The organism is Gordonia sp. LMA167 (genome assembly GCF_058130025.1).
On record NZ_CM176708.1, the window covers coordinates 1,086,000 to 1,111,504 of the forward strand.

At 68.0% G+C, this 25,505-nt stretch carries 17 protein-coding genes; 9 read left to right on the top strand and 8 right to left on the bottom strand.

Going from position 1 to position 25,505, the window contains the following annotated elements; translation table 11 throughout:
* Window positions 1–9 precede the first annotated feature (9 nt).
* From ACVT6V_RS04850 to ACVT6V_RS04865, 4 genes are read left to right on the top strand one after another with little or no spacing between them, the layout of a single operon-like run.
* Complete coding sequence (locus tag ACVT6V_RS04850) at window positions 10–3,300, top strand: arabinosyltransferase domain-containing protein (protein ID WP_489898681.1); 3,291 nt, start codon at window positions 10–12, stop codon at window positions 3,298–3,300.
* Window positions 3,293–6,613 carry an arabinosyltransferase domain-containing protein gene (locus tag ACVT6V_RS04855; RefSeq protein WP_489898682.1) on the top strand — a complete coding sequence of 1,107 codons (3,321 nt, stop codon included), beginning with the start codon at window positions 3,293–3,295 and terminating at the stop codon, window positions 6,611–6,613. The genes ACVT6V_RS04850 and ACVT6V_RS04855 overlap by 8 nt, the downstream gene beginning before the upstream one ends.
* Window positions 6,614–6,672: 59 nt before the next feature.
* The gene (locus tag ACVT6V_RS04860) at window positions 6,673–6,960 is read left to right on the top strand and encodes an FmdB family zinc ribbon protein (protein WP_489898683.1); all 288 of its coding nucleotides are present in this window, start codon (window positions 6,673–6,675) and stop codon (window positions 6,958–6,960) included.
* Window positions 6,961–6,979: 19 nt separating this feature from the next.
* The gene (locus ACVT6V_RS04865; protein WP_489898684.1) at window positions 6,980–7,684 is read left to right on the top strand and encodes an NUDIX hydrolase; all 705 of its coding nucleotides are present in this window, start codon (window positions 6,980–6,982) and stop codon (window positions 7,682–7,684) included.
* Window positions 7,685–8,186: 502 nt separating this feature from the next.
* Here ACVT6V_RS04865 and ACVT6V_RS04870 read toward each other — a convergent pair.
* A complete protein-coding gene (locus ACVT6V_RS04870; RefSeq protein WP_489898685.1) occupies window positions 8,187–8,849 on the bottom strand; it encodes a fasciclin domain-containing protein in 663 nt (220 codons plus the stop codon).
* A 212-nt stretch (window positions 8,850–9,061) separates the two neighbouring features.
* Here ACVT6V_RS04870 and ACVT6V_RS04875 point away from each other — a divergent pair, with 212 nt between their 5' ends.
* Window positions 9,062–10,591, top strand: coding sequence for a molybdopterin-dependent oxidoreductase (locus tag ACVT6V_RS04875; protein ID WP_489898686.1), 1,530 nt, complete (start codon window positions 9,062–9,064; stop codon window positions 10,589–10,591).
* 590 nt (window positions 10,592–11,181) lie between these two features.
* Here ACVT6V_RS04875 and ACVT6V_RS04880 read toward each other — a convergent pair.
* From ACVT6V_RS04880 to ACVT6V_RS04890, 3 genes are all read right to left on the bottom strand, one after another.
* Window positions 11,182–12,426 (bottom strand): PGAP1-like alpha/beta domain-containing protein, encoded by a 1,245-nt coding sequence (locus ACVT6V_RS04880; RefSeq protein WP_489898687.1) that lies wholly within the window; start codon window positions 12,424–12,426, stop codon window positions 11,182–11,184.
* A gap of 37 nt (window positions 12,427–12,463) precedes the next feature.
* A complete protein-coding gene (locus tag ACVT6V_RS04885; RefSeq protein WP_489898688.1) occupies window positions 12,464–13,243 on the bottom strand; it encodes a class I SAM-dependent methyltransferase in 780 nt (259 codons plus the stop codon).
* Between the two features lie 282 nt (window positions 13,244–13,525).
* Window positions 13,526–15,046, bottom strand: a complete 1,521-nt coding sequence (locus ACVT6V_RS04890; protein ID WP_489898689.1) for a flavin-containing monooxygenase — start codon at window positions 15,044–15,046, stop codon at window positions 13,526–13,528.
* Window positions 15,047–15,313: 267 nt separating this feature from the next.
* On the opposite strand from ACVT6V_RS04890, the gene ACVT6V_RS04895 reads away from it, so the two are divergent.
* Both ACVT6V_RS04895 and ACVT6V_RS04900 read left to right on the top strand, forming a co-directional pair.
* Window positions 15,314–15,898, top strand: coding sequence for a TetR/AcrR family transcriptional regulator (locus ACVT6V_RS04895; RefSeq protein ID WP_489898690.1), 585 nt, complete (start codon window positions 15,314–15,316; stop codon window positions 15,896–15,898).
* 83 nt (window positions 15,899–15,981) lie between these two features.
* The gene (locus ACVT6V_RS04900) at window positions 15,982–18,222 is read left to right on the top strand and encodes a molybdopterin-containing oxidoreductase family protein (protein ID WP_489898691.1); all 2,241 of its coding nucleotides are present in this window, start codon (window positions 15,982–15,984) and stop codon (window positions 18,220–18,222) included.
* 20 nt (window positions 18,223–18,242) lie between these two features.
* Here ACVT6V_RS04900 and ACVT6V_RS04905 read toward each other — a convergent pair whose 3' ends face one another.
* Both ACVT6V_RS04905 and ACVT6V_RS04910 read right to left on the bottom strand, forming a co-directional pair.
* Window positions 18,243–18,806 (bottom strand): DinB family protein, encoded by a 564-nt coding sequence (locus ACVT6V_RS04905; protein WP_489898692.1) that lies wholly within the window; start codon window positions 18,804–18,806, stop codon window positions 18,243–18,245.
* 73 nt (window positions 18,807–18,879) lie between these two features.
* On the bottom strand, window positions 18,880–21,696 hold the full coding sequence (locus ACVT6V_RS04910; protein WP_489898693.1) for a helix-turn-helix transcriptional regulator: 2,817 nt from the start codon (window positions 21,694–21,696) through the stop codon (window positions 18,880–18,882).
* Between the two features lie 137 nt (window positions 21,697–21,833).
* Here ACVT6V_RS04910 and ACVT6V_RS04915 point away from each other — a divergent pair, with 137 nt between their 5' ends.
* Entirely contained in the window at window positions 21,834–22,160 is a 327-nt protein-coding gene (locus ACVT6V_RS04915; RefSeq protein WP_489898694.1) for a hypothetical protein, read from the top strand.
* A 366-nt stretch (window positions 22,161–22,526) separates the two neighbouring features.
* Here ACVT6V_RS04915 and ACVT6V_RS04920 read toward each other — a convergent pair whose 3' ends face one another.
* Window positions 22,527–24,116: an AMP-binding protein gene (locus ACVT6V_RS04920; protein ID WP_489898695.1), complete on the bottom strand. Its 1,590-nt coding sequence runs from the start codon at window positions 24,114–24,116 to the stop codon at window positions 22,527–22,529.
* A gap of 145 nt (window positions 24,117–24,261) precedes the next feature.
* Between ACVT6V_RS04920 and ACVT6V_RS04925 the strand changes: the two genes are divergently transcribed.
* Window positions 24,262–25,083: a helix-turn-helix transcriptional regulator gene (locus tag ACVT6V_RS04925; RefSeq protein ID WP_489898696.1), complete on the top strand. Its 822-nt coding sequence runs from the start codon at window positions 24,262–24,264 to the stop codon at window positions 25,081–25,083.
* Window positions 25,084–25,116: 33 nt separating this feature from the next.
* On the opposite strand, the gene ACVT6V_RS04930 is transcribed toward ACVT6V_RS04925, so the two are convergent.
* Window positions 25,117–25,386 (bottom strand): DUF7218 family protein, encoded by a 270-nt coding sequence (locus ACVT6V_RS04930; protein WP_489898697.1) that lies wholly within the window; start codon window positions 25,384–25,386, stop codon window positions 25,117–25,119.
* Window positions 25,387–25,505: the final 119 nt, after the last annotated feature.

The following is a 25,505-nucleotide window of genomic DNA, read 5'->3' on the forward strand; positions in this document are numbered from 1 at the left end:
CACCGTCTGATGACTCCTACTCCCCGACAGCTGACCGCCCGCACCTGGGCGGTGATTGCCGCTGCCGCCGGACTCGTCGCCATCGTCGCCGCCGTCCTGACACCGCTGCTGCCGGTCACCACGCGCACCGCGACCATCGACTGGCCGAGTCGCGACGTGTCGGCCGCGGCCGGCGCGTCGGTGACCGCACCCCTGGTCGCGGCAACCCCCGCGGGTCTCGACGTCACCGTCGGCTGCCCCACCCTGGCCCGGGCCGCCCGATCCGGCTCGCCGACGGTCGTGCTGTCGACGATGCCGACATCCGGCGCCGATGCGACGAACAAGGCACTGTCCGTGACCGCCGGTCCGGACGGGGCCACGGTCACATTGCGAGGTAAGGAGCTCGTGCACCTCCCCCGCGCCGACCTGGCATCGTGCGACCGGCTGGTGGTGCGCGCATCGTTCTCGGCGATCTCGGCCCGTTTCATCGGAGCGGGTCGTGCGGGGACCGCGGACCCGTACCAGCGGCCTCAGGTCTCGGGCATCTTCACCGACCTCGATCCGGGCGCCGTGCAGCGGGCGGCCGGGTCGGACGGTCTGGCCGTCCACGTCGACGTCGACAACCGGTTCGACACCAGCCCGTCGCTCATCAAACTGCTCGTGATGATCGTCGGCGTCCTCGCCGTCATCGTCACGTTCGTCGCCATCGCCGGCGTCGACGTCGCCAACGGCTACCACCGACGGGTCGGCCGGGTGAGACTGCGACGCCTGTTCGCACCACGGGTCGCCGACGTCGCGGTGACCGCCGCGCTGGTGATCTGGCACTTCCTCGGTGCGGGTACGTCCGACGACGGCTACATCCTGGCCATGGGACGCAACGCGTCGGATGCCGGATACCTCGCGAACTACTACCGGTTCTTCGGCATCCCCGAGGCGCCGTTCGACTGGTACTACAGCTTCCTGGCCCACTGGGAGTCGATCTCCACGGCGGGCGTCTGGATGCGGCTGCCCGCCCTGATCGCCGGGCTCGTCAGCTGGTTCATCCTCAGCCGCGTGCTCTTGCCGCGGCTCGGTGGCGCGGTGCGCCGATCCCAGTGGGCCATGCTCACCGCCGCCGCCGTGTTCGTCGCCTTCTGGATGCCGCTGGCCAGCGGATTGCGCAGCGAGGGCATCGTCGTGCTCGGATCGCTGCTCACCTGGTGGGGCGTCGAACAGGCGGTCGCCACGCGGCGCATGCTGCCGGCGGCAGGTGCTGCCCTCGCGGCCGGACTCACCCTCGCCGTCGCACCGCACGGCCTGATCGCGGTGGCGCTGTTGCTCGCAGGTTCGCGGCCGATGCTGCGGACCGTCCGGAAACGCCGGGGTGAGAACGGAGTCCTTCCGTTGATCGCGCCCGTCGGCGCCGCCGTCGCGTTCGTGGTGATCGTCGTCTTCCGTGATCAGACACTGGCCGGGGTGGCCGAGGCGATCCGCGTCCGGTACACGGTGGGGCCGACGCTGGACTGGTATCAGGAACTGCTGCGCTACTACTACCTGTCCCTGACCACGCAGGACGGCTCACTGGTGCGCCGGGTCCCGTTGCTGCTGTTGCTGGCCGCGGTGTTCGTCACGTTGGCGGTGATGCTGCGGCGCAAGCATATTCGCGGGGTCGACCCGGGGCCGGTGTGGCGGGTGATCGGCGCGATCCTGCTCACCGTGCTGTTGCTGTCGTTCACGCCGACGAAGTGGACGGTGCAGTTCGGCATCTATGCCGGTGTGGGCGCCGCGATGGCCGCGGTGGCGACCGTGGCCGTCGCGCAGTCGGCGCGCCGGTCCCCACGCAACCTCTGGATGTACATCGCGGTGCTGATGTTCGCGTGCGCCCTGGCGGCCGCCGGCGAGAACGCGTGGGGCTGGGCCTACGACTTCGGCATCTCGTGGTTCGACAAGGCGCCCAGCCTCGCCGGGACGCCCCTGTCGTCGATCTTCCTGGTGCTCACCGTTCTTGCGCTCGCCGTGGCCCTGTGGTTCCACCTGCGCATCGACGCCGACGCCGACAACGGGGTGGTGCGCGACGACCGGACTCCGGTGTCCCGCACCCAGACCGCGATTGCGTCGTCGCCCATGCTGGTGATCGCGTTGCTGGTGGTGGTCGTGGAGCTGGCACTGTTCGCGAAGTCTGCCGTGGCACGATCGGACACGTACACCACGTTCAGTGCGAACATGCACGCGCTCGCCGGCGACACCTGCGGCATGGCCGACGACGTCCTCGTCGAGGAAGACCCGAATCGCGGTGCACTGCAACCGATCGGCACCGACGACATCTCGCGTGCCCTCGCGGGTGAGTCCACCGGGTTCGGCCCCGATGGGGTCGCGGGTGACCTGACGCCGGACCCCACCTCGCTCGGCGCGGGCACGATCAACACCTCCGGCGACCTGTCCCGCCCGTTCGTCGTGACGGGCGGACCCCCCGGGACCACGGGTGGGCTGGGACCGGTCGGTGTCAACGGGAGCCGGGCCGCACTGCCCTTCGGTCTGCGACCCGAGGACACCCCGGTGCTGGGAACCTACGGTCACGACAACGGCACCGCCGAACTCACGTCGATGTGGTACCGGCTGCCGGACCGGTCGTCGTCGCCGCTGCTGGTGATCACCGCTGCGGGGCCGGTGTTCTCGGTCGACGAGGACGGATTGGCGAGGGCCGGCCGCTCGCTGCGGGTGCAGTTCGGGCGGACCGACGGCGATTCCGGCGAGTTCCGCGAGGTCGGTGCCCCGTACGTGCCGATCGATCCCGGACCCGAACGGCCCAACCGTCCGTGGCGCAATCTGCGGATTCCGATGTCGGCGGTACCGCAGGGCGCCACCGCGATGCGGATCGTCGCGGTGGACAACAACGTGAGTCCCGACCAGTGGCTGGCGTTCACGCCGCCCCGCGCGCCCGTCCTGCGCAGCCTGCAGGACGTGGTGGGCTCGACGACGCCGGTGCTGCTGGATCTCTCGGTCGGCAGCCAGTTCCCGTGCCAACATCCCATGAGCACCCACGCCGGCGTGAGCGAAATACCACAGTGGCGCATCGTGCCCGACCAGACGACCACCAACTCGAAGTCGAAGACCTGGCAGGCCTCGATCAACGGTGGAATCCTCACCACCGCCGAGGCGCTGACCCGCGCATCGACGATGGCGACCTACCTCGACAACGACTGGTACCGGGATTGGGGTGGTCTGCAACGGCTGTCGCCGATCGCGCCGGACGCCAGGCCCGCGCACGTGACGACCGGAACCTCGACGACGTGGGGCTGGACCCGGCCCGGAGCGATCAGGGTGGTGCCGCAGAATGACTGACCCGGACAAAGAAACGCCCACGAGGCGGGCCACACCGAGTGACCGGACGATCCGGATCGCGAAGATCGTGGCCGTGGTGGCCGGCGCGCTCGGGGTGCTGCTGGCCCTCGCGTCACCGTTTTTGCCGGTGACCTACACGAAGACCGAACTGCAATGGCCACAGGCGAACACCATCGAGAACGTCGCCGCGCCGAACGTCTCGTATGTGCCGGTGTCCATGGACGTCTCGGTACCGTGCGCCCTGGCCGCCGACCTGCCATCCGGCGGTGGTGTGTTGTTGTCCACGGTGCCCGAGAACGGTGCCGAGGCGAGCACCGTCGGACTGTTCGTGCGGGCCACCTCGGACCGCCTGCTCGTCACCCAACGCAACGCCGTCCTGCTCAACGTCCCGCGCGCCGAGGCACAGCAGAACCCGGACTGCCGGATCGCAATTCAGTCCGACACCACCGGAACCCGCGGAGCGGTGGACGGTTTCGTCCCGAGCGGGGGTGATCCCCAGCGGTTCTCACTCGACGACCCCAATGCGCGCCCGCAGATCATCGGCGTCTACACCGACCTGCCGTCGACCGCGTCCACGGCGGGCCTGTCGTTCCGGTCGACCGTCGACACGCGTTTCAGTTCCAGTCCGACCCTGCTGAAGGGGGCGGCGCTCATCATCGGTGTGCTGCTGACCGTGGCGTCGATGATCGCTCTGGCCGTTCTCGACTCCCGCGACGGCCGCCGCCTCGGACTGGGTCTGCCGGCCCGCTGGTGGCGTCCGACCCCGCTCGATCTGGTGATCACCGCCGTGCTGGTCGTGTGGCTGTTCGTGGGTGGTAACACCGCCGACGACGGCTACCAGGTCACCGTCGGACGTGTCGCCCCCGACGCAGGTTATCTGGACAATTACTACCGGTACTTCGGTGCGCCCCAGGACCCGTTCGGCTGGCACTACCGTTATCTGGCCCTCTGGATGCAGGTCAGCACCGCGACCCCGTGGCTGCGCCTGCTGCCGCTGCTGTTCGCACTTGCCGGCTGGTTCCTGATCAGTCGGTTCGCCATCCCGCGTCTCGGCCAGGCGGTTCGGACCTCCCGCGCCGCCATGTGGGCGGCCGGGCTGGGGTTCCTCGCCGTCTGGTTGCCGTTCAACAACGGTCTGCGGGTGGAACCCGCGCTCAGCGTGGGCATCCTGCTCACGTGGATTCTGGTGGAACGGACGGTGGCCACCGGACGGTTCTTCCCGTTGACCCTGGCGATCCTGTCGGCGACGCTGACCCTGACGATCCACCCGGCCGGCGCCATCGCGGTCCTCCCGCTCCTGGCCGCCGTGCGACCTCTGCTGCGGCGGCTGCGCAGGCGGCGTCGCCGGGACGGTCTGCTGCCGTTGCTCATGCCGATACTCGCGGCCGGCCTGGCGATCCTGTTCGAGATCTTCGCCGACCAGCCGCTCGCGACCATTCTCGAAGGCATCAAGGTGCAGGGCATCGTCGGACCCACCAACAAATGGTGGACCGAGGGGATGCGCTACTACATCCTGCTCAACCCCACCCCGGACGGTTCGATCGCCCGCCGCATCGGCATCTTCGTGACATTTCTCGCGGCCCTCATCATCGTGCTCACCCTGCTGAGCAAGCGACGCGTCCCGGGTGTCGCGTCGGCGCCGCTGTGGCGGCTGCTCACCGTCGCGGGGGGTGCGGTGGCCGTGCTGGCGTTCGTGCCGACCAAGGCCACTCACCAGCTCGGCGCATTCGCCTGTCTCACCGGCGTATTGGCCGCCGCGGCCACCGTGTTCCTGCGGCCGACCGTGATGCAGCGGCGCTGCAATCGGACCTTCGTCGCCGCTGCGGCAGCCTATGCCCTCGCGGTCGCGTTCGCCGGTCGCAACCAATGGTGGTACGTGGGCAGCTACGGAATCCCCTGGGCCGACGACACTCCGAACGTCGCCGGGATCGAGCTCTACATCCCGATCGTGCTCGTCGCCGTGGCACTGACCCTGCTGGGGGCGTGGCAGTACTACCGTGACGACCGACTCGCCGAACGCGGCGAAGCGCCGACAACGGTGCAGACCCGCAGCGTGATCCAACGGATGCCGACCTACTCGTTGGCGATCATCTCCGCCGTCGTCTTGCTGTTCACCTTTGTGTCCTTCGCGAAGGCGTATCAGACGCAACGTGATTCGTGGTCGTGGACGGGCTCGAACATCGACGCGATGCGCGGGCAGCCCTGTGCGCTGGCCGACGCGGTGATGGTGGAGGCCGACCCGAACGTGGGCGTACTCACCGCCGCCGACGTCGCCGGACAGCGCAATCCGTCGCCGGGCGCCGCCATCGCCGGCACGGGTATGACCGGTTTCGATCCGAACGATGTCTCCACACATCTGGAGAGCGAGTCCAATCCGGACGAGCAGAACAACGAGATCGACCGAACCCAGACGGATCCGTCGACCGCGCAATCCGAACCGAGCGGCTCGGCGGGCTCGGCCGACACGGGTGGTGGCACAACCACCACGCGCGGGGTCAACGGTTCCTCGGTGCGGCTGCCGTTCGGTCTCGACCAGAACCGCGTCCCGGTGCTCGGTACTTACGGAACACCCACCGGCCGTGGCCATCTGACCTCGGACTGGTATCAGCTGCCGCCGCGGACCGATGACGCACCGCTGGTGACGATGTCGGTGGCCGGGAGCATCGAGTACATCGACGAGCTGGCCGTCACCCATCCGGGACAGAAGTTGCGACTCCAGTTCGGTCGCGTCGAACCGGATGGCCAGGTCACCACCGTGGCGTCGATGATGCCGCTCGACATCGGCAACGATCCGGAATGGCGCAACCTGAGATTCCCCCTCGACCAGGCCCCGCCCCGGGCATCGGTGGTGCGCATCGTCGCCGACGATACGTCGGGTGATCCGGCGCAGTGGCTGGCCGTGACGCCGCCGCGGGTGACACCGCTGGTGACGTTGAACTCGTTGGTGGGTAGCGATGATCCGGTGCTGCTCGACTGGGAGGTGGCCTTCGCATTCCCCTGCCAGCGGCCCGCCTCGGTGGTCGACGGGGTGTTCGAGACCCCGCAGTGGCGGATCACCCCGGACGCCGAAGGCGAGCGGGTCAATTCGCGTCGGTGGATGGCCGGCGACTACGGCGGCCCGCTCGGCATCGTGGAGAACGAACTCCGTCCGATCGTGCTGCCGTCCTACCTCCGCAACGACTGGGCGAAGGACTGGGGCAGTCTGCAACGACTCACCCCGCTCAAGCCTCAGGTCGACGCAGAGCTGGTGACCAGCGACGACGTCCACGGCGGCCTCTGGACGCCGGGCCCGATGCGGGCGATCAAGAACTGACTATCCACCGCCGGTGCACGCCGACGGCGGATGAGCCCGTCGGACATTAAGGTGTCGTCATGCCGACCTACGTGTACCGGTGCGACGAGGACTGTGCGGACTTCACCGAGCAGCACCCGATGGCCGCCATCCCGGACGACGCCACCTGCCCGGACTGCGGCCACGATGCGCGGCGCGTGATCGGCGCACCGGCGCTGGGCGTGGGTGCGACCAGCGCGATGCACTTGCACGACGCGACCCGGGCGACCGCGGACACACCACAGGTCGTGTCGAACGTTCCCGGTAGAGCCCGGCGGGCCACGCCGGTCTCCTCGAACCCCTTGCATCGCACCCTGCCCAGACCCTGAGCAGGACTACTGTGTCGGTGTGGCCAGGTCCTCCCGGCGCAAGCTCGCCGACTATCCGCATCCCCATGTGGCCGTCGACATCGCTGTGCTGACGGTGGAGAACGGCTCGTTGCGAGTCGTCGTCCAGCGTGATGACAGCGGGGCGCCGGCACTACCGGGCAGGTTCATCCGCGAGGGCAACACCGTGGAACAGACGGTGGACGAGGTGCTGGCACTCAAGCTCGGATTGTCGGCGGAGGTTCGGCCACAGCTGCTCGCGGTGTTCAGCAAACCCGATCGCGATCCGCGAGGGTGGACTATCTCGATAGCCCATGCGGTGGCTCAACCCGTCGAGGCGTTGGCGGACGTGCGCGGCGAACTCACCCCGGTCACCGTGGACGGGAAACTGGAGTCGGGCGAGCATCTGCTCTACGACCACGACGACATGCTCACGGCCGCGGTCGACGGATTGAGGGCCCGGTACGAGGACCGGCCGGACCCGGACGGGCTGGTTCGTCCGCCGTTCACTCTGACAGACCTCCGGGAGACCCACGAGGCGGTGCTCGGACGGAAACTGATGCGCGATTCGTTCAACCGTCGCGTCGAGCCATTGCTGCTGGTGGAGACCGACGGGGACGGCTCTCCCGTCACCCGTGTCGGTGGTGGTCGTCCGGCACGGCTCTTTAGGCGTCCCGCCGACGCATCGAGTTTCGGGTGGAGGCTACCAACCGTCGGCGGCGACTGACGGAAACGACTGTGTAGGCGCAACCCTCGTGGGGATGTGCGTAGGCCACCGCCGGTCGAGGAGCGAGCGATGCGTTGCCAGTCGGTCCCTGTGGTGCGTGACCACTTCGCTCCCTGTGGATTCTCGCGAGGAACGAGCGAAGCGTGACCGCCCGGTTCCCTGTGGATCAGCGCGAGGACGCGATGCGTTAACCACCTCGCTCACTGAGCCTGAGGAGCTTCGCGAGGAACGAGCGCGTCGCCACCCGCTCCCTGAGCGCTGGGGAGCGTCGCGAGGAACGAGGGATGTCACCACCCGCTCTGAGGAACGAGCGAAGCGTGACCACCCGCTCCCTGAGGAGCATCGCGAGGAACGAGCGAAGCGTGACCACCCGCTCCCTGAGGAGCATCGCGAGGAACGAGCGAAGCGTCACGAAGGGGAAGCCCCACCGAATGGGACCGGAGTCTGTGCTCCGGTCCCATCCGACGTTCGCGTGCAACTCATTGCCGCGCGTGCGTCGCGATCAGGCGGCGGGCGGGGTCAGCACACCGTCGATCAGGTAGACGGTCGCGTTGGCGGTCTTCACGCCGCCGCAGACGACTCCGGCCTCGTTGACCTTCCAATCGTCGCCCGAGCCGGTCACGGTGACGCTCTGACCCTCGAGAGTCTTGTGCTCGCCTTCGATGGCATCAGGAGCGACCTGCCCTGAAACCACGTGGTAGGTAAGGATATCGGTGAGCATCTTGGAATCGGTCTTGAGGGTGTCCACGGTCTCGGCGGGAAGCTTCGCGAATGCGTCGTCGGTGGGCGCGAACACGGTGTACTCGCCATTGTTGAGCGTATCCACCAGATTCACATCAGGATTGAGCTGGCCCGAGATTGCCTGGGTCAAGGTCTTGAGCATCGGGTTCGCCGCGGCGGCGGTGGCCACCGGCGCAGTCGCCATGCCGTCGACCGATGCGGGTCCGGTCGGATTCGCCTCCGCGTAGGCCGCACACCCTGGTCCGACCAGACCGGACGCAGTGGCAGAACCGCTTTCGGAGGCCATACTGCTCATCGGCGCCATACTCGTGGCCGATGAGGTCGAGTCGGAGCTGTCATCCGAGGAGCAGCCGGCCACGAGCCCGACAGTCAGGGCGACACCTGACGCCACGGTCAAGACACGATGAATTCGCTTGAGAGCCATGATCGATCCAATCTGTGGTTGACACCCACCGCGTGGCGGGTCACTGAGGCATTCGGTGTGCGGGTGGCCCCGGATTGGTCCCGATTGTCCGAGTCCTCTCACCTGTGGTTTCGTCGGGTGCCGAAACTTCGACCAATCCGCAGGCTCCCACGCACCGAACCCTTGTCGAGATCACCGATGTCAACCCCGGCCGGTGTGGGAGGAGACCGACCATGCGTGCACTCGAGACGAACCTGCGCGCACTGGCATCCGGCCTGGTCGCCGTGTTGGCCGGGATGGCCGTCGGTGAGCTTGTCGCACTGCCGATCTCGCCCTTCGCGTCGCCGTATCAAGCAGTCGCGGCATTTCTCGTCGACCACGCGCCCGCGTGGGCGCGGGAGTGGGCCATCGACACGTTCGGCACTGCTGACAAGACTGCCCTGATGGCCGGCGTGGGCGCGGTCCTGCTGGTGCTGGCCGCCCTCGCCGGCATTGTCCAGACCCGGCGACCACCGTGGGGCGTCGCGTTCGTCGTACTCTTCGCGGGCGTCGGCATTCTCGCCGAGCTCACCCGGCCCACCGCAGAGCCCTCATTCTTACTGCCCCCGCTGCTGGCCGGTGTCGTTGCGGGCGCCGTCCTGATCGTGCTGTGCCGAAACGCGAGGCCGCAGACCGCAGGTGCGGCCACCGGATGGAACCGGCGACAGTTCCTCGCGGCCACCGGACTACTCGCAGCCGCCTCGGCGGCTTCCGGGATGATCGCTCGACGACTGTCGCGCTCGGGCGACGTTCTCGCCGAGCGACGTGACGTGGTGCTTCCCACGCCGGCGTCGGCAGCATCACCGATCCCGGCCGGCGCCGACATCAACATCGACGGGGCCACATCCTTCGTCACCGACACCGCGACGTTCTATCGCATCGACACCGCATTGCAGGTTCCGCGGCTGAGCAGCCGGGACTGGCGACTGCGCATCCACGGGATGGTCGACCGGGAGATCACGCTGAGCTGGGACGACCTGCAGGATATGGCGGCCATCGAACGCATCATCACGCTGACCTGCGTGTCCAACGAGGTCGGGGGTGACCTCGCCGGAAACGCTCGCTGGATCGGCTTCCCGATGGCCGACATCCTGGCCCGCGTCGGTGTGCACAACGACGCGGACATGCTGTTGTCCACGAGTGTTGACGGCTGGACGTCGGGCACGCCGCTCGCCGCGATCACCGACGGACGCGACGCAATGCTCGCCGTCGGGATGAATGGTGAGCCGTTGCCGCTCGAGCACGGTTACCCGGTCCGTCAGGTCATCCCGGGGCTCTACGGGTTCGTGTCCGCGTGCAAGTGGGTGACCGACTGGGAGATAACGCGATTCGACCGTGCTCAGGCGTACTGGACGCAGCGTGGCTGGGGTGTTCGCGCGCCCATCAAGACGGCGTCGCGCATCGATCGCCCCGCCCCACTCTCGCGGCAGGCGCCGGGTCGTGTGGTGGTCGCCGGCACGGCGTGGGCCCAGCACCGCGGTATCAGCAAGGTCGAGGTACGCGTTGACGACGGGCCTTGGCAGCAAGCGCAACTCGCGCCGCAGTACTCGGTCGACACCTGGCGACAATGGATCTGGAACTGGGATGCGACACCGGGACAGCACACGCTGTACTGCCGTGCCACCGACGCGGCAGGTCGCCCCCAGCCCGAGGTGCGGGTGGCGCCGATCCCCGACGGCGCGACCGGATGGCACAGCCGGGTGATCAGGATCGATGCCGAGTAAGGCGTGTCCAACCACCCCGGGCTCGGGGGGCCTGCGAGCTTGCCGGCGCGACCACCTGTTCCCCCGGGGAGCCTGCGAGCTTGCCGGCGCGACCACCTTTTCCCCCGGGGAGCCTGCGAGTTTGCGAGCGCGACCACACGCTCCCTGAGGAGCCTGCGAGCTTGCCGGCGCGACCACCTGTTCCCCCGGTGAGCCGCCGAGCTTGCCGGCGCGACCACCTGTTCCCCCCGGTGAGCCGCCGAGCTTGTCGGCACCATCCGCTCCCTGAGGAGCCTGCGAGCTTGCCGGCGCGACCACCTGTTCCCCCGGTGAGCCGCCGAGCTTGCGAGCGCCACCATCCGCTCCCTGAGGAGCCTCCGAGCTTGCGAGGATGCGTCACGAAGGGCGGCCCTTCGTGACGCTCGCAAGCTCGCTCCTCAGGGACCGGGGGCTCTCGCAAGCTCGCTCCTCAGGGACCGGGGGGGGGGGGCTCTCGCAAGCTCGGTCCTCAGGGACCGGGGGCTCTCGCAAGCTCGCTCCTCAGGGACCGGGGGAGCCGGGGCGAGGTTGCGCGAGAAGCGTCGCGGGTCTCGTTGAGTCGAGCTCCTCGCTCAGGCGGATCGGCCCGGTGGCAATGCCTGTCGCGGTGTGAGATTCGCCAGCAGCCATCGATAGATCTCCTCGTTGTTCAACAACGTGAAGTGATGAGCCCCGCCGAGGTCGAGGCCATCGGAGAACCGTAGCCCGAGACGGGTGCGAGTCGGTGCGCCCCGCCCACTCGGTGTCAGGACGAGGCCGTCGCCGATCAGCCGGCCGATCGGATTGTTCGGATTGCGGGTGAGGGTTGCCGTGACGAACAGGTGGCGGGCAGTGGGGAGCAGGGGAACGTCGGCGCCGGGCGGTTGTGGCCACGCGTCGGGTTCCCGGTCGGCCCAGTCCTCCGGCGTGAGATTGCCGTGGAAGAGATCGCGCACCCCCGCGCTACGCCGGCGGAGCAGATTGCTGATCGGACGGGTCGCCGACGATGACCGCAGCACCGACGACAGGGCGTGCACCCCGCGCTCGAGGGGCGCCCCGAGGTGCGGTGTACCGAGGTAGGCGGTCTCGGTCACGAGCGCGGGCCAATAGTCGCCGTGCTGGGTGGCGAAGTGGCAGCCGCTGCGGATGACGAGACCGCCCATGGAATGACCGACCAAGGTCATGCGGGTGACCGGGGTCGGCCAGAGCAGCACCAGATCGGTCAGCAGGTCGGCGAGGTCGCGACCGTTGTCGCTGATGTGGCGGCCGGTGTTGTAGCGGATCTGCACCTCGGTGGCGGCGATGTCGGTGGACAGCCGGTCCCCATACGTCGGTCTGCCGCCGATCGCCCATGCGCGCTCGGACTCCATCAGCCCGTGCAGAAAGACGACGAGATGACCGGTCGCGGCGGGAAAGGCACGCTCCAGAGATCGGGTACCGATCGAGATGGGTGCACCGTTCACCCGGATCGACATGTCGGTGGCGAGTGGCGATCGGTCGGCGGCGAGTTCGTCGCCGATCAATCCGTTGAGAATCCCGAGCAGCGCGGCACCACGGGGTGTCTGTGAGAGTGCGCGGTCCGACGGCGGCAAGCGGTCCGCGATCGATTCCGCGGTGTCCAGCAGGGCTCCGAGAGATTGGTAGGTGCCCTCGCTCACGGCGTCGTGCACCATACGCGGTGACTCGATCGTCGGGCCGAGAATCGGCCGCAATGCCCCGAAGATGCCGGTGGAGACGGAGCGGTGCATGCTGCTCAGGCCATGAATCGCGTCCCGCAGCTCGGCGAGGGCGAGATGCGTCAGAGCGCCGAGTTCGTCGGCGTCGGCTGATGCGGCCATGGTTTTGAGTGTACGCATGTACACCCACCGTGTCCCGTCATCGAGGAGCGAGAGTAAGTGCGGCCCGCAGTTGACCGAACCGGAACAGGGCCGACGCATCGATCGACTGCTGATACCGAACGACGACCTCTGCGGCGAAATCGTCCACCCGGTCGTCGGGAATGCGCACCGTCCACGCCGTCGCCCCGACGGCGAACCACTGCGTGAAGTCTTCGATTGAGTCGAACTGCCACTGCAGGTCATCGATGCGGATGTCCGTCACGGTGAATCCTGCCTGTTCGGCGGATGCGCGGAACCGATCCGGGTCGACGTGGATGTACGGCGGGTCGAAATCCCTGAAGCACGCGCGCCACGCCGGGCTCGCCGCGACCTGCATCGCGAGGTCCTCGATGCTCGGTCGGTCGGTCGCGCACACCACCTGGATCACCGCGCGGCCACCGTCGTCGAGACTGTGGGCAATCTGTGCCAGCGCTGCGGTCTGATCGATCACCCAATGCAGGGCATTGAAGGACACCGCGATGTCGAAATCGCGATCGAACGGGAGCGACAGTGCGTCATCGACGTGGAACTGCACACGCAACATGTCCAAGGGCACGCGGGCGAGCGCCGCATCGATCATCCGCCGCGACGCGTCGACCCCGACCACCGTGCCGCGCGGCAGTCGCTCGGCCAGCAGCATGGTGATGAAACCATCGCCACATCCGACGTCGAGCAGACGCTCGTCACCGGCGAGGTCGATGTCTCGGATCGACGCCTCGGCGACCATGCGCTGCAACCCGCTGACGTCGGCGTATCGTTCACCATCCCAGTCGACCATCGCAGACCTCCGTGGGCTGACGATACGCCGATCGGGCGGACCTCAGGTGCGAACGTCGGGCGGGCCCTTCGTGACGCATCGCTCGTTCCCTTCGTGACGCTCGCAGGCTCGCTCCTCAGGGCGGCGCCTGGCGAGGCTCCTCAGGGGCCGGGTGGGGACGTTCTGTTCGTTTGTCGTGAGGCTCCTCAGGGACCGGGTGGGGACGTTCTGTTCGTTTTCTCGCGAGGTTCCTCGGAGACCGGGTGGGGTGGGGACGGCCGGGGTCTCCATCTACTGGTCGGGTCAGGACGCAGTCACGGCGGCCGGCGCCCGGCCGAACACCATCGAATCCTCGATGTTGTCGGTGTAGTGGTCGATGGCGTCGCGGTAGTAGTTGTGGCGGACCTTCCACTTGCCGTGCGTCCCGGACTTCGGCAGGGCCTCGGGGCTGCGTTCCACATACCCGGCCTTCAGATCCCACACCGGCTGCGCCGCCATCGACACCTCGCCCAGATGCGGGTAGGCGTGTGTATAGCCGTGTGAGCGCATGTATTTGACCAGCTTCGCGACGGCGCGGGCAGTCATGTCGGCGCGTAGCGTCCACGACGCGTTGGTGTAGCCGACCGACCAGGCCAGGTTCGGGACATCCTCGAGCAGATGGTTCTTGAAGACGAACCGATCATGCGGCTTGACCTCGGCATCGTCGACGCGGATGGTGATGCCGCCGAAGGCCAGGAGCTGCAGTCCGGTCGCGGTGACGATCACGTCGGCGTCGAGATGCCGGCCGGATTTCACCGCGACACCGGTGGCGTCGATGTGATCGATGTGGTCGGTCACCATCTCGACCGACCCGTCGGTGATCGCCTGGAACAGGTCGGCGTCGGGGACCATGCACATCCGCTGATCCCATGGGTTGTAGTGCGGATTGAAATGCACATCGATCGGGTAGTCGTCGGGCAGCTCTTTGCGCACCCCGGCGGTCACGAACTTCCGTCCCATCGTCGGGAACCGGTGCACCGCATGGACCAGAGCGGCTGTCTGGGCTGCGTACCGCGTCCGGATGACCTGATGAGCGGCCTTGGCGGGCAGCACCTTCCGGATCAGTGGGTTGAGCCGCTGCTTCTGTTTCATCGAGACGATGTAGGAGGGCGACCGCTGCAGCATCGTGACATGGGCGGCCCGTTCGGTCAGCGACGGGATGAGACTGACCGCGGTCGCGCCGCTGCCGATGACCACGATGCGTTTGCCGGTGAAGTCGAGATCTTCCGGCCATTTCTGGGGATGCACGACAGTGCCGGTGAAGTCGTCGATGCCGGCGAAGTGCGGCGTGTACGGCTCGTCGTAGTCGTAATACCCGGTGGCGAAATAGACGAACCGGCCCCGGTAGGTCTGCTCGGTCCCGTCGGCGGTCGCGGTGACTGTCCAGCTGTCGGTCCCCGAGTCCCAGTCCGCGCTTCGCACGTGATGTCCGAACCGGATGTGTTCGTCGATGCCGTACTTCTCGGCGGTCTCGGCCAGATAGTTCCGGATGTCCCCTCCCTGGGCCAGGGCCTCCGGCCGATGCCACGGCTCGAACGGGAAACTGAGGGTGAAGATGTCACTGTCGGACCGGATGCCGGGATAGCGGAACAGGTCCCAGGTCCCGCCGATCCGCTCCCGGCGTTCCAGTATCACGTACCGCAGGGACGGATTCTCCTGGCGCAGTCGGTAAGCGGCGTCGATGCCGGACAGCCCTGCGCCGAGGATGATGACGTCGTGGAACGCCTCTGAGCCGTCCGCGTCCGCGGCGCTGCCGTGAGCTGCGCCTGCCGTGTTCTCATCCATCGGAACCTCCTCGTCGAGAGCTCTCGATCACCCACGTGCGCAATGATCCTCGTGATCGCCGATCTCTGTTGCACGCGGTGAACCGCTGCCGTCACCGTAGTTCGTCGAACCCCACCAGTACGGGGAATCGGCGCACGCCCGGTGCGCACCCGGGCGTGCGTCGATCCCCGCTGTCTTGCGGCGCTGTCATGCGGCCCCGACCGCCGCAAGACAGCGACAGCACCATCGGTGCCGGCAAAAGTGCGACATCGATGTTGCATGTACGCTATGCCTGTGACGCTCGCCACGCAAGCACGCGCAGACGTGGAACGGAATCGCACCGCGATCATCGAGGGTGCGATCACGCTCCTCGGGCAGTCGCCCAACGCGTCGATGCAGCAGATCGCCGAGGCGGCCGGGGTCAATCGGGCCACTCTGTACCGGCATTTCACGAATCGCGAGCAACTGTTGACCGCCCTGCACGCCGAAGCGTTGGCGGACTCGGCCGCGTTGGCCCTCCGGCTGCCGACCGAAGGGCCGGTGGTGCCGGCGCTGAGGTCCTACCTCGACGACGCCATCACCATCGGGGAGCGCTATCGGTTCATCCTGATGTATCGACGCACCGACCCGACCCTGTTCGAACTCGAGGCCAGGGCCTCGGCCCCGGTCGTCCGGGCGATCCGTCGGGGACAGGCGCAGGGGGAGATCGACGACCGCCTCGACCCCGTGTTCGCGGCCGCGCAGGTCACGATGCTGGTCATCGGCGTCGTGGGCCTGGTCGAACGCGGTGCCACCACGCTCGACGACGCGCGGGCGCAGGCGCAGATCACCTTTCAGAACATCGTCACGGCGGTCGACAGCATTCGGGCGTGAGCGGACCGACATCATGCAACACTTGTTGTCAGATCGCACCGCGATCACCCGCACCGCGACACCCACAGCCCAGGGAAGATCTCATGCGTGAAGAGAAAGTCACCTACTGCCGGATCTGCGAGCCGCTCTGCGGGATGATCGCGACCGTCGAGGACGACCGGCTCGTCGGACTCCGCCCGGACAAGCAGCATCCGTTGTCGCAGGGCTTCGCCTGCCCCAAGGGCATCGCGTTCACCGAGATCGTGAACGATCCCGATCGTGTGCTGCGCCCGCTGCGCAAGCGAGGAGACGGCGAGTTCGACGAGGTGTCGTGGGAGGAGGCTCTCAGCGACATCGGCGAGCGACTGGTCGACGTGCATCGACGTCACGGCAGTTCGGGCATCGGCTGGTATATCGGCAACCCCGCCACCTTCTCGACCGGGCACACCCTCTGGGCAGGCGTGTTCATGAGCCTTCTCGGCACGCCGCACGTGTACTCGGCCGGGTCGCAGGACGTCAACAACCGCTTCGTGGCCAGTCATTTCCTCTACGGCAATCCGGTCGCGGCGCCGATCCCGGACATCAACCGCGTGCAGCTGCTGCTCATCATCGGCGCCAATCCGGTTGTCTCCCATGGCAGCGTGATGAGCTCACCGCGGATTCGGGAGGGACTGAACGAGATCACCGCCCGTGGCGGTCGTGTCCTCGTGGTCGATCCGCGTCGCACCGAGACCGCGCGCGAGCACGAATGGCTGCCGATCGTCCCGGACACCGACGCGTTCTTTCTGCTGTCGCTGCTGCATGTGATGTTCGACGAAGGGCTCGTCGATGTGGACCGGCTCAATCGCCGGGCCCGCGGCGTGGACAGCCTGGCGCGCATCGTCGCCGGGTATGCACCGGAGTCGACGGCAGAGATCACCGATGTACCGGCCGACGTCGCCCGCGACCTGGCCCGCTCGCTGGTCCACACCGAACGGGCCGCCGTGTATGGCCGCGTCGGTACCTCGCTCGGGCGGACGGGGACACTCACCACCGCGCTGCTGGACATGGTCAACCTGGTCGCCGGCAACCTCGACGTCGTCGGCGGATCGATGTTCGGCGATCTGGGCATCCCGGGTCAACGCCTCGGCGTCGCCGCGCTGCAGCGGGTGTCGCGATTCGCGTGGGGTGCCCGGCGGAGTCGCATCGGCAACCTCCCCCAGGTGCTGGGTACCGCGCCGGCGTCGGTGATGGCGAAGGAGATCACCACCGCCGGTCGCGGACAGCTCCGCGCGTTGTTCGTCGGTGCCGGCAACCCCGTGCTGTCGGTACCCAACGGCCCGGAGCTCAGCGCTGCACTCGACGACCTCGATCTCCTGGTCTCCCTGGACATCTATCGCAATGAGACCAACGCCCACGCCGACTACATCCTCCCGGCCACCACCATGTACGAACGCGGCGACTTCCTGCTGCCGTTCCAGGCACTGTTCACCACACCGTTCAAACAGGCGACCGATCCGGTGATCACACCACGCGGCGAGGCCCGCGAGGAATGGACGGTCGTCAACGAACTGATCGCGGCCCTGTCGCGACGTTCTGTGCTGGTGGGTGGTCTGCATCTGATGAACCGCGTGTCCGCCGGTCTCGGCAGGCTGTGGAACCCGCAGCGGCTGTCGGACCTGGTGATCCGGATGGGCGCCGGAGGCGACCGATTCGGTCTGCGTCGCGGCGGTCTCACCTATCGACGCCTCGTGAACGACCAGCCGCACGGCGTCGTCGTCGCGGACGGGCTCGAACCTGGCCGCCTGCGCAACACGGTCACCTATCGCGACCGCCGGATTCACCTCGACGAGCCCGAGCTGCTCGCCGAGATCGACCGACTCGCGACTCCCGATGATGCGCGACTACCGTTGCGACTCATCGGCATGCGGGAGATCCGCTCGGAGAACAGCTGGCAGCACAACGCGCCGATGCTGCTGCGCGGGGGTCGGCTGCACGTGGCGCGCATGCACCCCGACGACGCGCGCGACCGAGGCATCGGCGAGGGCGACCTGGTGGCCGTGCGGTCCGCGCACGGCGCGATCGAGCTGCCCGTCTCCCTCACCGACGACATCAAGCGCGGCGTCGTCGCCATCCCGCATGGCTGGGGACACAACGGAACCGGCGGCTGGACCCGCGCCAACGCCGCCGCGGCCAACGAGCTGGGCAGCGGCGGCGTCAACGTCAACGAGCTGATCTCATCGAATCCGGCGGACCTGGAACGCCTGGCCGGGATGGCCAACATGACCGGGGTGCCGATCGAGGTGTCGGCGCTCGACCCGGTCGACGTCGCCCCGCGCGGCAATGCGGAGGTCTCGACGAGCTGAGCGCGTCCGACAGCGTGCCGTCAGTTCCACTCGGCCGGGTCGGGGCCGTCGTAAATCGCCGCCATGGTGGTCTGTCCGTCCAGCGCCTCGCGGATGATGTCGGCGTGACCGGAATGATGGGCGGTCTCACGAAGCTTGTGCAACAACATCTTCCGGATCGACCACCACTCCCGCTCCGGCTGCCAGGGCGCGGTCATCTGAGGGATCAGTTCGTCGAGGCTGCCGACGTTCGCGACGTACTCGTCGAGCGCCGTCGCCGCCCGGTCGTACTCGGCCAGCCAGTCCGCCACGGTCTCGTCGTCGGTCAGATCGTAGGCGTGCGCCGCCTGGGCCATGTCGAGCTCGGCCGTCTCGTCCCGCTCGATGAGTTCGCTGAGCGTGCCCTGTTCACCGACGGCGAGATGCTTGAGGAGTCCCCCGAGGGTCAGTTCACTCACCGTCGTGCGCTGCCGCGCCTGCTCTTCGGTGATTCCTTGCAGCGTCACCTTGAACAGCGCTCGCTGATCGGCGAGCAGGATGAGCAGGTCCTCCTTCTCTCCACTGACGGTGAAGGGCAGTGCGACGGGGGTGTAGGTGCCGGCCATGATCGTCCCTCTCGTTGTTCGTGCTGGTGATGACGACGCTATTGCCAATTGCGGACAGCTTCGGTCCGCTTTCTCAACGTTCTCTGTTCTTCCTTCGCACCACCCACGCGGCGACTTCGGTGCGGTTGGAGAACCCGAGTTTGGTGAGCATGCTGCGCACGTGGGCTTCGACGGTCCGCTCCGACAGGAACAGCCGGTCGGCGATGTCGCGGTTCGACAACCCGTCGGCGACGAGGGTGGCAACCTCGTTCTCTCGCTTGGACAACGGGTTCGGCGATGATCCGTTGCTCGAAGGGCCTGCACCCAGCGTGCACAGCAGATCCGTCGCGGCACGCAGATGCCCGGGGAGGTCGAGCCGCCGGCATTCATCCGCGGCGCTGCGTGCGAGCTCGACCGCCTGGTCGAGGTCACCGCGGTTGCCACCCTCGGCCAGCGCGGTGGCCAGACCCAGTCGGCTCAGCGCGACGTAGGGGCGTGACCCTATTCGCGTGTTCATCGTGATCGCCTGCCGATACAGCGCGATGGCCTCGTCGCGTCGGCCGGCGACCCGGGCCAGATCCGCGAGCACCCGGGCAAACGCCCCGGGACTGGCCACACCCCCGCCCGGACCGTAATCGTCGCGCAGGTATGCGAGATGGTCGAACACCTTGGCGGCGGTCACGGCGTCGTCCAACAACACAGCACCGTAACCGATCTGAACCAGCAGCGGCACCCAGCGAGGTCCACGGGCGTCGGTGTCCGGGACGTGGCGGAACTCCTCGAACGCGGCAGTGGCCTCGTCGTGTTCACCGGCGATCGCCAGCATCACGGGCAGGAACACCCGCGCGAGCTGGATCCGTTGGGCTGCGTGGATCATCCGGCGGGTGGTCGCGAGATCGTCGACCTGCCCGCGGAGGATGTACACCTGCGAGGTGAATGCGTCGGAGATCCCCCGTAGCGACGAGTCGTCCATCACGACGCCGAGCGCCGCCGACGCCTCGTTGTGTACGAGCGCCGTGGCGATGTCCCCGCGGAGGAGATCCAGCACGGCCCTGACCCTAAGCGCATGCCACTGGGCCAGCCGGAGGTGGTGTCGTGCTGCGGTCCGATCCAGCTCGGCCAGCGAGCGTTCGACCAACCCGATGTTCCCCGTGCCGAAACCGGCGTCGGCCATCCAGACGTGCCCCCACATGGTCGCCAGTGGCTGGGTGGATCGGTCGGCGAGGCCGATTGCCCTGCGTGCGAGTTCTTCTCGCTCACGTTCACGCCCGCATGACGCCAATGCCAGGTGCCGGGCCGCGATGGCGTCCAGCAGCGCATCGGGATCGGCGCTATGCTCAGCGATCTCCAGTGCCGATTCGGACAACCGTGCCTGTGTCTGGTTGTCCTCACGTTCGGCCGCAGCCATGGCGCGCTGAGCCAGCAGTCGGGCTCGCCGGGCGGTGTCGGCGTCGGGCACGATGTCCAGGGCCCGGCGGCACAGATCGTCGACCACACTCATGACCTCGGCGGAACCGATTCCGCTGACGACCAGGGCCGACTCCGCCAACGTGCTGTGATCGCCGGCGATCTCTGCGAGATCTGCTGCGCCGCAGCTGTGGTCGAGGCTGATTGCGATGCGACCGGCGGCGAACTCGGCTCGCGCGGTGTCGAGCATCAGGCGTCGTCGGCGGCCATCGCGGTCGTCAGGTGTGACGTCCAGTGCAATGGAGCGGAAATCCGCGGCTTCGGCGTAGGCGTGTGACTTCCATGCGGTGTCGGCGGCACGTTCGGCCCACCGGGCGCAGTCGCCGGCGTGCGTGGGGATTCCGGCGCGCTGCCAGTGCGTGGCGATTAACCCGGCTATCTCGTCGGTGTCATCGCGCTCGGCGAGCGCGCGTGCGGCAGCCGCGTGGAGCGTCCGACGTTCCATCTCACCGATGTCGCCGTGGATCGCGTCGCGCACGAGTGCATGCGTGAACGCGAGATGGCCGGGGGTGGAGAGGATTATCCCGGCAGCAGCGGCTTCGTCGATCGCGGTGGCGCACGCGTGCGCAGGGCGATCCAGCATCCGAGCGATCACGGTCGGGTCGAGGTGCTCGCCGAGTACTGCTGCGGCGGAGAGCACTTCACGTGTCGACGGTTCGAGCGGGCGCAGGATTCCGCGCGTCAGCTGCCTGACCTGGGACCGGGACGAGAAGTCCGGCAACGACGATGTACCGCCGGTCCGGATCGATTCGATGATCAGGCGCACGAGCAGGGGGTTGCCATCGGTCCCGTCGTGGACATGGGCGACGAGTCGGTCGGAGATGTCGGCGGATCCGATCGCCTCGCTCAGCCATCGGCGCACCTCGGCCCGAGCGAGCCCGGCCAGCGGAATCGACAGCGCGCTCGGCGCCCGTTGCAGCTCCGACAGCACCTCGGCCGCTCGATCCCCGGCGGCTCCGGCGGGATCCCGGACAGTCACGAGCACGAGCAGTCGGGTGCCCGTCAGATCGGCGACGAGATGGCGCAACAGCAGCAGCGAGGTGCGGTCTGCCCAGTGCAGATCCTCCAGGACGATGACCAGCCCGCGGGGTGCTGCCTCGACGCGCACCACATCAGCGGCCGTCTCGAGGAACTCGAACCGAGAAGCGCCGGTCGACGCCCGATCGGTCTGCCCGTCCAGAACGGCCCGCAACCCGTCGACGTCGCGGGCCACCCGCCGCCAGGGCCACAGCGCCGGCATCCCGTCGTCGTCGACCGCGCGTCCCCGGGCGATCGGGATCGCGAGGTCGGACACGATGTCGGTGACCACATCGGTCAGCCGGGTCTTCCCGATCCCGGCGGGTCCGGAGATCACCGCGATGCGCCCGCGCCCCTGTCCGGCGGCGAGGACGGCACCACGCAGCTGCGCCACCTCGTGCGCACGACCGACGAACGGTGCCTCCACGTAGCGAGTATGGACCGCCGAATGCGTACTCGACTACGTGCTGGCACTGATTCGCCGCAGCCCGTTCGGACACAGACTTGACGCGCACCATCACCTCACCGCCGGAGCGGTGCGCCGGACCACCGAGGAGCGACATCATGTACATCCAACTGACCTACTTCGACGGCCCGCGTACACCCGAACAGGTCGCCGCTTCAGAGTTCGCCGAGCAGCATCGGATCGCGCCTGCGGCGATGGCGGTACCGGGCGTGCGCTCGGCCTACGTATGCCGCGGCGCCGACGGCACCGAGGTCGTGGTCTCGATGGCCGACAGCGAGGAGGCGCTGCTCGAGGCCACCAAGGCGATCATGGCGACCGACCCGCTGCCGGACGAGGACCCCGCGCTGCTGAAGGGACCCGATCGCGTCGAGATCCTGCCCGTCTCCGCCGTGTACGAAGCGGCTGCCGCACCGGCGACGACGTAGCCATGAATTGGCAACGAGGTGGCCGCGCGTCGGCGCCTCGCGACGGGGTTGGCCGCGCCTCTTCCCGATCCCTGAGGAGGCCCGGAGCGCTAGCGAAGGGCCGTCACGAAGGGCTTCGTGACGGCGCAGGGCTCTTACCCTCTTCCCGATCCCTGAGGAGGCCCGGAGCGCTAGCGAAGGGCCGTCACGAAGGGTCGGCCCTTCGTGACGCATCGCTCGTGCCCTTCGTGACGCTCGCAGGCTCGCTCCTCAGGGCGGCGCCTCAAGGACCGGTGTGGTGGTGGCATTGGTATTGCGCGACTCGCTCCCCAAGGACCCGGTGGTGACGCTCGAGCCCGTCACCTCCTGCCCGAGCGGCGAGAGGCGTCAGTCCTGTTTGCGCAGGATGAACCGCTGGATCTTGCCGCTCGGGGTCTTGGGCAGTGCGTCGACGAAGTGCACAGTTCGCGGATAGGCGTGGGCGGCAAAGCCGGTCTTGACCAGCTGCTGAAGCTCACGCTCGAGGTCGTCGGTGCCGTCGACGCCGTCGGCGAGCACCACGAACGCCTCGAGCACCTCGCCGCGCAGCTGGTCGGGCCGGCCGACAACCGCCACATCGACCACGGACGGATGGGTGATCAGCACGCTCTCCACGTCGAACGGCCCGATGCGATAGCCGGCCATGATGATCACGTCGTCGTCGCGGGCCGAGAAGTAGAAGCGGCCGTCGGAGTCCATGCGCCCGGTGTCGCCGGTCAGGTACCAGGCACGATCCTCGGTGAACCGCGCCGCGGTCTTGTCCGGGGCGTCGAGGTAGCCGTCGAAGAACATCAGCGGGCTCTTCGCGACGTCGATGGCGATCTGACCGTCGACGATCCCGGTCGCGAAACCGGGCATCGGCTTGCCCATCGATCCGGGGACCAGGGGCTCGGCCACATCGGGATGCCAGTGGTTGTTGATGAACATGCCGTGCTCGGTCTGGCCGTAGTGGTCGCGGACCTCGGTGCCGAGAGTGGCGCGCGCCCACTCGATGACATCGGGTGTGAGCGGCTCGCCCGCCGACGACGCGCGGCGCAGCGACAGTCCGGTGAACGACGGGTCCTTGGACAACGACCGGTAGACCGTCGGTGCGGCGGCGAAGTTCGTGACCCCGAGCTCGCGCATGATCCGCGCGGTCAGCTCGGGCGAGAAACCGGAGTGCAGCAACAGGTTTCGACGTCCGATCGCCAGCGGGCCGAGGATGCCGTAGTACAGGCCGTACGCCCAGCCCGGATCGGCCGCATTCCAGAAGACGTCGTCGGCGGAGACGTCGAGGCCGTAATGCATGTAGCAGTGGAAGGCGGCCAGTGCCCGCACCGGCACCGGCACGCCTTTCGGGGCGCCGGTGGTCCCACTCGTGAACAGCAGGATGAGCGCGCCGTCGCCCCCGACGCTCGACGACTCGACGAGGGGCTCGTGGTCGGCGACCAGCGCATCGAACTGCTCACCGGCCACGACGGTCGTGATGTCGTCGATGCCCTCCAGTTTGGCGGCCTGACTCGGCTCGGTGATCACCACCCGCGCCTTCCCGGCGGTCACGCGCATCTCGATGGCGGGTGTCGCGAACGCGGTGAACAACGGGATGTACACCGCACCGAGTCGCGCGATCGCGAGCAGCGACACGACCAGTTCGGCGCGCTTGCCCATCAGCACGCCGACCGTGTCGCCGCTACCGACACCCATCTCGGCCAACGCGGACGCGAACCGCTTCGAGGCGTCGGCCAACTCCCCGTAGGTCAGGTCGACGGTCACCAGATCGTCGCCGTCGACGTCGATCGTGGTGAAGGCGACCGCAGCCGGATCGTGCCGGTCCACCAAGAGCTTGGCGGCGTTCGCCTGGTCGTCGCCGTAGATCGCGAGCCACTCGGCGAGCGTCTCGGTGACGGGGGTGTGGTCGGCGGGGGTGTGGTCGGCAGGGGTGGGAGCGGTCTGCGTCATCGTGAGGGACCTTCAGTGCTGTCGGCGGAACGCGCGGCCCGGGCCGGACCACGCCGAGGCGGTAATGTGGGTCACATTCTGCGCGTCCTGACGACGCGGGTACACCCCCCGAAGAGGGGGACAGCGTGAATCATCCGGAGGTGACATGAGCGAGGCGTCGTTGGTGATAGACGCGCTGCACCGGGTGCGCCGGGCCAGCGGTGTCTCGCTCGCGTTCGCCGGCATGGTGTCCGGAGAGGCGAATCGACAAGGTCAGTCCGTGCGCCTCGAACATTTCGTCGGCCCCACCCGGGGAGCGCTCGCCGGGGTGTCCGTCGACATCGGGCACGGACTCGGTGGCAAGGTCATCAGCGTCCAGCGACCCGTGGCGGTCGACGACTATCTCCGCACCCCGAGGATCACCCACCGATACAACACGATCATCGCGACCGAGGGTCTCCGGGCGATGGCCGCGGTCCCCGTGATCGTCGACCGGCAGCCGGTGGCGGTGCTCTACGGCGCCCTGCACAGCACCGACCCGATCGGCAACCGCACCTTCGACGTCCTGGCCGCCGAGGCACGTGCGCTCGAACAGCAGATCGTCGTGAGCCGGGTCGCCACGGATTCGGTGTCGGACCCGGCGGATGTCGCGGAACTTCGTGATCGACTCACCGAGGCCTACGGACGGCTGCGAACGCTGGGCCGCAGCCTCGACGATCAGTTGGTGGCCGAGGAGATCGCCCGCATCACCGACGCGCTCCTCGACAGCGCCACCGAAGCCGACCCGACCGTCACCCTCACACGACGTGAGTCCGACGTCCTCGCGCTGGCCGCGCTCGGCCACAGCAATAGGCGCATCGCGGAGGAACTCGGCATCGGGGTGCAGACGGCCAAGGGCTACATGAAGGACGCCATGGGAAAGCTCGGCGCCGCCACCCGGCTCGAGGCGGTCATCGCTGCGCGGCGGGCAGGACTGCTGCCGCGCTGACCGGACGTGGCCCGGTGCGCGGCGGAGCGTCGCTCAGTGGTTGCGCAGGGTCTCGATCAGCTCGTCCTTACGCATGTCGGAGTAGCCGGTGATGTCGAGTTCCTTTGCACGATCACGCAATTCGTCGACGGTCCAGTCCTCATACGATGGCGAGTGACCGCCCTTCGCGCCGACGGAGGATCGGGATTCGTTGGCCGCGGCATTCGCGATGCGCGCCGACTTCTCTTTTGAATTGCCCTCGTCACGGAGCTTCTCGTACAGTTCGTCGTCCTTGACCGACGGGCCCGGATCGCGTTCTGGCATCGGTGTCCTCCTCGTTGGTTGTCCCAATGTCTCGGTTCAGTCACCGCTTTCGACGATACGCCGCTCGAACAGCACCGAGATCCGGTCCTGGTCGATAGTGTGAGGTTGAGGCAGCGTGA

What these genes read in the sequence shown, in the direction of transcription:
- ACVT6V_RS04875 (WP_489898686.1), top strand. Translation starts at nt 9,062, where the DNA reads ATGCGTGCACTCGAGACGAACCTGCGCGCACTGGCATCCGGCCTGGTC.
- ACVT6V_RS04890 (WP_489898689.1), bottom strand. Translation starts at nt 15,046, where the DNA reads ATGGATGAGAACACGGCAGGCGCAGCTCACGGCAGCGCCGCGGACGCG.
- ACVT6V_RS04920 (WP_489898695.1), bottom strand. Translation starts at nt 24,116, where the DNA reads ATGACGCAGACCGCTCCCACCCCTGCCGACCACACCCCCGCCGACCAC.
- ACVT6V_RS04930 (WP_489898697.1), bottom strand. Translation starts at nt 25,386, where the DNA reads ATGCCAGAACGCGATCCGGGCCCGTCGGTCAAGGACGACGAACTGTAC.
- ACVT6V_RS04900 (WP_489898691.1), top strand. Translation starts at nt 15,982, where the DNA reads ATGCGTGAAGAGAAAGTCACCTACTGCCGGATCTGCGAGCCGCTCTGC.
- ACVT6V_RS04915 (WP_489898694.1), top strand. Translation starts at nt 21,834, where the DNA reads ATGTACATCCAACTGACCTACTTCGACGGCCCGCGTACACCCGAACAG.
- ACVT6V_RS04925 (WP_489898696.1), top strand. Translation starts at nt 24,262, where the DNA reads ATGAGCGAGGCGTCGTTGGTGATAGACGCGCTGCACCGGGTGCGCCGG.
- ACVT6V_RS04870 (WP_489898685.1), bottom strand. Translation starts at nt 8,849, where the DNA reads ATGGCTCTCAAGCGAATTCATCGTGTCTTGACCGTGGCGTCAGGTGTC.
- ACVT6V_RS04850 (WP_489898681.1), top strand. Translation starts at nt 10, where the DNA reads ATGACTCCTACTCCCCGACAGCTGACCGCCCGCACCTGGGCGGTGATT.
- ACVT6V_RS04860 (WP_489898683.1), top strand. Translation starts at nt 6,673, where the DNA reads ATGCCGACCTACGTGTACCGGTGCGACGAGGACTGTGCGGACTTCACC.
- ACVT6V_RS04905 (WP_489898692.1), bottom strand. Translation starts at nt 18,806, where the DNA reads ATGGCCGGCACCTACACCCCCGTCGCACTGCCCTTCACCGTCAGTGGA.
- ACVT6V_RS04880 (WP_489898687.1), bottom strand. Translation starts at nt 12,426, where the DNA reads ATGGCCGCATCAGCCGACGCCGACGAACTCGGCGCTCTGACGCATCTC.
- ACVT6V_RS04855 (WP_489898682.1), top strand. Translation starts at nt 3,293, where the DNA reads ATGACTGACCCGGACAAAGAAACGCCCACGAGGCGGGCCACACCGAGT.
- ACVT6V_RS04885 (WP_489898688.1), bottom strand. Translation starts at nt 13,243, where the DNA reads ATGGTCGACTGGGATGGTGAACGATACGCCGACGTCAGCGGGTTGCAG.
- ACVT6V_RS04895 (WP_489898690.1), top strand. Translation starts at nt 15,314, where the DNA reads ATGCCTGTGACGCTCGCCACGCAAGCACGCGCAGACGTGGAACGGAAT.